The sequence below is a fragment of the Lentzea albidocapillata subsp. violacea genome (genome assembly GCF_900100275.1).
Taxonomy (GTDB): domain Bacteria; phylum Actinomycetota; class Actinomycetes; order Mycobacteriales; family Pseudonocardiaceae; genus Lentzea; species Lentzea violacea.
The window spans coordinates 1-6308 of record NZ_FNET01000050.1; the positions used below are offsets into that span (position 1 = coordinate 1).

Annotated in this window: 5 protein-coding genes and 2 pseudogenes; 2 read left to right on the forward strand and 5 right to left on the reverse strand. The window is 66.0% G+C overall.

Annotation, left to right across the window (positions count from 1 at the left end; all coding sequences use genetic code 11):
* Nucleotides 1-315: integrase core domain-containing protein (locus BLR21_RS41410; protein ID WP_143028148.1), on the forward strand; the 315-nt coding region annotated here is incomplete at its 5' end.
* Between the two features lie 542 nt (nucleotides 316-857).
* Nucleotides 858-1367, forward strand: a complete 510-nt coding sequence (locus BLR21_RS41415; RefSeq protein ID WP_090015579.1) for a methyltransferase family protein — start codon at nucleotides 858-860, stop codon at nucleotides 1365-1367.
* 709 nt (nucleotides 1368-2076) lie between these two features.
* Here BLR21_RS41415 and BLR21_RS41425 read toward each other — a convergent pair.
* The 5 genes and pseudogenes from BLR21_RS41425 to BLR21_RS41440 form a co-directional block, all read right to left on the reverse strand.
* A complete protein-coding gene (locus BLR21_RS41425; RefSeq protein ID WP_090015581.1) occupies nucleotides 2077-3099 on the reverse strand; it encodes a cytochrome d ubiquinol oxidase subunit II in 1023 nt (340 codons plus the stop codon).
* Nucleotides 3096-3920, reverse strand: a complete 825-nt coding sequence (locus BLR21_RS44335) for a cytochrome ubiquinol oxidase subunit I (RefSeq protein ID WP_256335267.1) — start codon at nucleotides 3918-3920, stop codon at nucleotides 3096-3098. The genes BLR21_RS41425 and BLR21_RS44335 overlap by 4 nt, the downstream gene beginning before the upstream one ends.
* Nucleotides 3921-3996: 76 nt before the next feature.
* Nucleotides 3997-4437 (reverse strand): annotated as a pseudogene (locus BLR21_RS44340) (cytochrome ubiquinol oxidase subunit I); the annotation flags it as partial.
* Nucleotides 4438-4545: 108 nt separating this feature from the next.
* Nucleotides 4546-5976, reverse strand: a pseudogene (locus tag BLR21_RS41435) (cytochrome c oxidase subunit I); the annotation flags it as partial.
* Between the two features lie 17 nt (nucleotides 5977-5993).
* A partial coding sequence (locus BLR21_RS41440; RefSeq protein ID WP_143028148.1) for an integrase core domain-containing protein occupies nucleotides 5994-6308 on the reverse strand: 315 nt, incomplete at its 5' end.

The following is a 6308-nucleotide window of genomic DNA, read 5'->3' on the forward strand; positions in this document are numbered from 1 at the left end:
CGTGGCGTGCAGTACCGGGCGGTGCGCTACACCCAGCGCCTTGCCGAGACCGACGCTGTCGCATCCGTTGGCAGCAAAGGAGATTCCTACGACAACGCGATGGCCGAGGCGTTCAACTCGTTGTATAAGGCCGAACTCGTTCGCAACCGCGGACCATGGCGCGGCCTGGACGATATCGAGATCGCCACCGTCGAGTACATCGACTGGTACAACAACCGACGCCTGCACGGCGAGCTCGGGCACGTACCGCCCGCCGAGTACGAAGCACTACACGCGATGACCCACCCGGTCACCGCAACCCAGGAAACCAACTAATCCAGTCTCCATCAAACCCGGTACTTGACACCTGTTCGACCCAGCAGGCATCGCGAGGTGCCCGCAATGCCACCGGCAGCCACCGGAGCACACGTCGGCTCCCGACCGACGCCACAGCAGCGGAACACGCGTCCATACAGGTGAAAAGCCAGGGTCACGGCTTCACTCGATGGCGTGAGAGTTCGCCGACAACCGGCAAACTCCTGGAGGTTCTGCATAACCTCCGCATTCGTGGCGGATTCCCAGACCCGCGCGCAGCGGCCATAAGATGACGATGTACTTGCCCGTGGTACAGGTGCCGCACCCGCGGAGTGAAACGTTGGGCCGACGATCGTTGCGTTGGTCGCCGCAGGCGCCTCGGACGTCCAGCAGGAGCTCTGAGCCTGCGACCGAAGAGATGATCATGAATTGCTGACCGATTTGACATCGTCCCCGCAGATCACGATGCGTCAGGCGGATCGCGCCGGTGGATCAGTCGCGCGTTGATATACCCCTGGCGGTATTCTGAACGGAACGCCGTAGCGGAAAACCGAGGTGCAGCGATGGTGTCGGAACCAGCCAGGAACAAGCGTACGGCGGCTCTGCTGGTAGGCCTGCAGGTCGTTCTCCTGGCCGCCTTTGCCGTTGCACCGACGGATGGGTGGACTGCTCCCGACAGGCTGCGCTGGGCCGGGTGGGCGGCAGTGGTCGGCGGGGTTGTGTTGATGGTGGTGACGGCGGTGGTTTTGGGTCGAGGCCTGACTGTCTCCCCACTGCCGAACAGCCGTGCGGAGTTGCGAACAGGCGGGCCGTACCGGTTCTCTCGTCATCCCATGTACACGGGCTTGCTCGGCGCTGCGCTGGGGTGGACGTTGGTTGCCCCAGGCATCTTGCGGGCCGTCATGTTCATCGCACTGGCCGTCGTGATCGTGGCGAAGACGCGCTGGGAAGAGTCGTACTTGAGGCAACGGTTTCCCGGCTACCCGTCCTATGCCCGGCGAACTGGGCGGTTCCTGCCGCGTCCGTGTGCTTTCATGCGGGCGCCACGTCCGCCACGGATGTCGAGCTCGTGACGTCGGTCGATGGTTACGCGAGCGATGTTCGTAGCCATCGATTGTCGTGATCAGCAAAGTCGCGCCGACCCACAGATACCCCTGGGGGTATACTCGCCGAAGAGGGAACTTCGACGGAGAGGTGTTTCACCATGTGTCGCCGGGTGACGTGCAGTTCGTGCGGTAAGGCCACGTATGCCGGATGTGGTCAGCATGTCGAGCAAGTGCTTGGTGAAGTGCCGGCTGCTCAGCGGTGTCGATGTGAGTCGCCGGGCCGAGGTCCGTCGCTGCTCAAGCGTTTGAGCGCGTTGCTTGGACGTTGACCACGCTCCGTTGCCTGCGTCGTGCTGCGTCCCTCGGCTCAGCACGATTTCCCGGGCCCGTGCTGGATGCCGCCCAGCCCGCGTCGACCCACCAGAGCGGGTTGGCGCGGGCGGTGGCGCGTTCTGCAAGGCTGCTGTGATGCGTCGTTTCTTGTTCGGCCCCGACGGGGCACTCCGGCTGGCTGTTGTGGCCGTGTTGCTGGTCGCGGTCGTTGCGGCGGTCTTGGCGTTGGCCTCCTGGGGTAGTTGGGTGGCGATGGCGGGTATTGCGGTGATTCTCGGAGGTGTCCTGGTCGCTGCGATCAAGATCGGATAATCGCAGCGCTGGATGCCGAGTCAGCCTCCGTGATGTTGGAACCGCTGCTGGTCGAATCCGAATCCGTAGTGCGCTGGCCGGTTGGATCGTGTCAGGGTGCGATGTCCGCGTGCGTCGCGTGCGGTGGATGTTCGCGTTGGAACACCGTGTAGAGGTAGATCAGAGACGGGATGAGCACGGCGGCTCCGACGGCGAGTACCCAGAGCACGGCGTCAAGTACGGCGGGGCTGGTGGCGGCGACGTGGACGGTGAGTCCGGGGAGCATGACCGGGTATTGGGCCACGGCCCAGGCCCAGAGGATCGTGGCGACGGCCAGCGCGGCGGTGATCCGCACGATCAGGTAGCGGCGGGTCAGCAGCAGCGCCATCGAGAGCACACCGGCGACCACACCACCGGCCACCAGGGGTAGAGCCGGTCCGGTGAGGCCGGTGAACAGGTGCGGCGCGTCGACTCGGACGATGGGCAGGGCGGCGAGGGTGAGCACGCCCAGTCCGGCTCCGGTCAGAAGAGCGCGGCGTCGGAACGCGTCGGACAGTTCGGGGGTGGCGGTGCGGCGGGCGTCGGCGGTGAGGTAGACGGCGGCCAGGTAGGCGGTCGTTGCCACGGCGAGGACGCCGGTGGTGATCGAGGTGGGGTTGAGCCAGCTGGTGAGGGGGTCGCCTGCGGCGATGTCGGTGGGTACCCGGCGGGAGGCGACCGCGCCCAGGGTGGTGCCGAGAAAGAACGGGGTGACCAGTGATGAGAAGGCGAACGCGGCGCCGAACAGGCGTCGTTGCCAGAGTTCGTCGCTGACTTTGCGGAAGGCGAAGGCGGCGCCGCGGGCGATGATGCCCAGCGCGGCCAGGGTGAGCGGGATGTAGAGGGTGGCGGCGAAGGCCGCGAAGGCGGTGGGGAATCCGGTCCAGAACAGGGTGATCACGAAGATGAGCCAGACGTGGTTGGCTTCCCAGACCGGTCCGATGGAGTGCTCGATGAGTTCGCGTTGCGGCTTGCCGCGTTCGGCGCCGCCGGCGAGCAGGTCCCACAACCCGCCGCCGAAATCGGCGCCGCCGAACAGCGTGTAGAGGGTTAGCCCTGTCCAGAGCACGACCAGCAGCACCACGGCGGAGTTCACGGGGTTCCTCCGTCCCGTTCGGTCTGGTCCTCATCGGGTGAGGCAGTGGACGGTTCCTGGGGTGCCAGGGCGCGGGCGGGGACCGGGCCTCGGCGGGCGAGCTTGCGCAGGACGTAGACGGTGGCCACGGTCAGCGCGGCGTAGACGGCCAGCACGAGCAGCAGTCCCGTGGTCAGGCCGGGTTGAGGGTTGACCGCGTCGCGGGTGAGCAGCACGTTGTAGACCACCCAGGGTTGCCGTCCGACCTCGGTGACGACCCAGCCGGCTTCCAGTGCCAGAACCGCGGCGGGTCCGGCGAGCGCGGCGGCGGCCAGGAACCAGCGGGTGCGGGGTATCGCACGGCGCCGCCACCAGGTCCACGCGAGCCAGCCGCCGAGCGCGACCAGAGCGAATCCGATGGCGACCATGATCTGGAAGCTCCAGTGCACGACGTTGACCGGAGGACGCAGGTCGGCGGGTGCTTGGTCCAGGCCGAGGACGAGGGCGTCGGGGTCCCAGTGGGCCAGCAGCGACAGGGCGTTGGGGATTTCCAGTGCGTATCGCAGTTCGCCGTCGACGTAGACGCCGCCCAACGACAGCGGGGCTCCTTGGGTGGTGTGGGTGAGTCCTTCGATCGCGGCCAGTTTCAGCGGCTGGTAGTCGGCCAGGAAGTGCGCGGCCCAGTCGCCGACGACGACCTGCACCGGGGCGAGGGCGGCGGCCACGGTGAACGGAACGAGAAACCCCAGGCGGTGGTACCGGTCGCGTTTGCCGCGCAGCATCGCCGCGGCGTAGACGGCGGCGACTCCGAATCCGGTGACCATGAACGCGGCGACGATCATGTGCGCTGTCTGTGGCGGGGTGGCGGGGGTTGAACATCGCCTCCCAGGGGCGGATGCCGGTGACCTCGCCGCCGGTGAAGTCGAATCCTCGAGGTTGGTTCATCCAGGCGTTGGCGGTGACCACGAAGAACGCGGAGGCGACGCCGGCGAGGATGACGGGGATGCCGGTGAGCAGGTGGATGCGGGGCGGTAGCCGGTCCCAGGCGTAGAGGTAGATGCCCAAGAAGATCGCTTCGATGAAGAAGGCGAATCCTTCGAGCGTGAACGGCAGTCCGATGACGTCGCCGAACTTGCCCATGAGACCGGGCCACAGCAGGCCCATTTCGAAGCTGAGAATGGTGCCGGAGACCGCGCCGACCGCGAACAGCACTCCCATCGCGCGGGCCCAGGTGCGTGCCAGGGATTCGTAGACCGGGTCGCCGGTGCGTTGCCCGCGCCACTGGACGAACACGGTCAGTCCGGGCATTCCCACGCCGAAGCAAGCGATGATGATGTGCCATCCCAGGGAGAAGGCCATCTGGGTGCGTGCGGCGGCCAGATCTGCCGGTGTCGCCGCTTCGGCCAGGACCGCGGCAATCACGTCCTGCACGAGAGTGTCCTCCGAGGATGGTGTCCGTCGGTCGTGTCAGCGGTTGGTCGGATCGTCACCGCCCTGATCGGGTGGCTGGGTTGCCGCGGCGCCGATCTCCGAGGGGGCCGGCGGGCTGTGACGGCGTCCTGGGAACGGAGTGAGGTGGGATTCCGCCCGCATGCGTTCGCTCATGTGCGGGTAGTGCAGTTCGAACGAGGGCCGTTCGGAGCGGATTCTGGGCAACTCGGTGAAGTTGTGGCGGGGCGGCGGGCTGGAGGTCGCCCATTCCAACGAGTTGCCGTGACCCCAGGGATCGTCGGCCGCGGCGGGCTCGCCGAAGCGGTAGCTGCGGGCCACGTTGTAGATGAAGGGCAGCACGGACAGGCCGAGCAGGAACGACCCCACCGTGGAGATCGTGTTGAGGGTGGTGAAGCCGTCGGTGGCCAGATAGTCGGCATAGCGGCGGGGCATGCCTTCGTTACCGAGCCAGTGCTGCACGAGGAAGGTGGTGTGAAAACCGACGAACGTGGCCCAGAAGTGGACCTTGCCGAGTCCCTCATCGAGGAACCGGCCGGTGAACTTGGGAAACCAGAAGTAGATGCCGCCGAACATCGCGAACACGATCGTCCCGAACAGCACGTAGTGGAAGTGGGCGACGACGAAGTAAGTGTCCGAGACGTGGAAGTCCAGGGCGGGTGCGGCCAACAGCACACCGGACAGGCCGCCGAACAAGAAGGTCACCAGGAAGCCGACGCTCCACAGCATCGGGGACTCGAAGGTGAGCTGCCCTTTCCACATCGTGCCGATCCAGTTGAAGAACTTGATACCGGTGGGCACCGCGATCAGGAACGAGGTCAGTGCGAAGAACGGCAACAGCACGGCGCCGGTGGCGTACATGTGGTGCGCCCACACCGTCATCGACAAGCCGGTGATGGCCATGGTGGCGAACACCAGGCCCTTGTAACCGAACAAGGGCTTGCGGGAGAACACCGGGATGATCTCGCTGACGATGCCGAAGAACGGCAAGGCGACGATGTAGACCTCGGGGTGGCCGAAGAACCAGAACAGGTGCTGCCAGAGGATCACGCCACCGTTGGCAGGGTCGAACACGTGCGCGCCCAGGTGGCGGTCGGCGAGAATGCCGAACAGCCCGGCGGTCAGGGGCGGGAACGCGGCCAAGACCAGGACGCTGGTGAACGTGATGTTCCAGGTGAAGATCGGCATCCGCCACATCGTCATCCCGGGACAGCGCAGGCACACCACCGTGGTGATCATGTTCACCGCGGCCAGGATGGTTCCCAGGCCCGAGACGATGAGCCCGGCCGCCCACAGGTCGCCGCCGACACCAGGGCTGTGGGTGGCGTTGTGCAGTGGGGCGTAGGCGAACCACCCGAAGTCCGCGGCGCCACCGGGAGTGAGGAATCCCGCGAGCACCAGCACGCTTCCGAACACGAGCAGCCAGAAGGAGAAGGTGTCAAGTACCGGGTTTGATGGAGACTGGATTAGTTGGTTTCCTGGGTTGCGGTGACCGGGTGGGTCATCGCGTGTAGTGCTTCGTACTCGGCGGGCGGTACGTGCCCGAGCTCGCCGTGCAGGCGTCGGTTGTTGTACCAGTCGATGTACTCGACGGTGGCGATCTCGATATCGTCCAGGCCGCGCCATGGTCCGCGGTTGCGAACGAGTTCGGCCTTATACAACGAGTTGAACGCCTCGGCCATCGCGTTGTCGTAGGAATCTCCTTTGCTGCCAACGGATGCGACAGCGTCGGTCTCGGCAAGGCGCTGGGTGTAGCGCACCGCCCGGTACTGCACGCCACG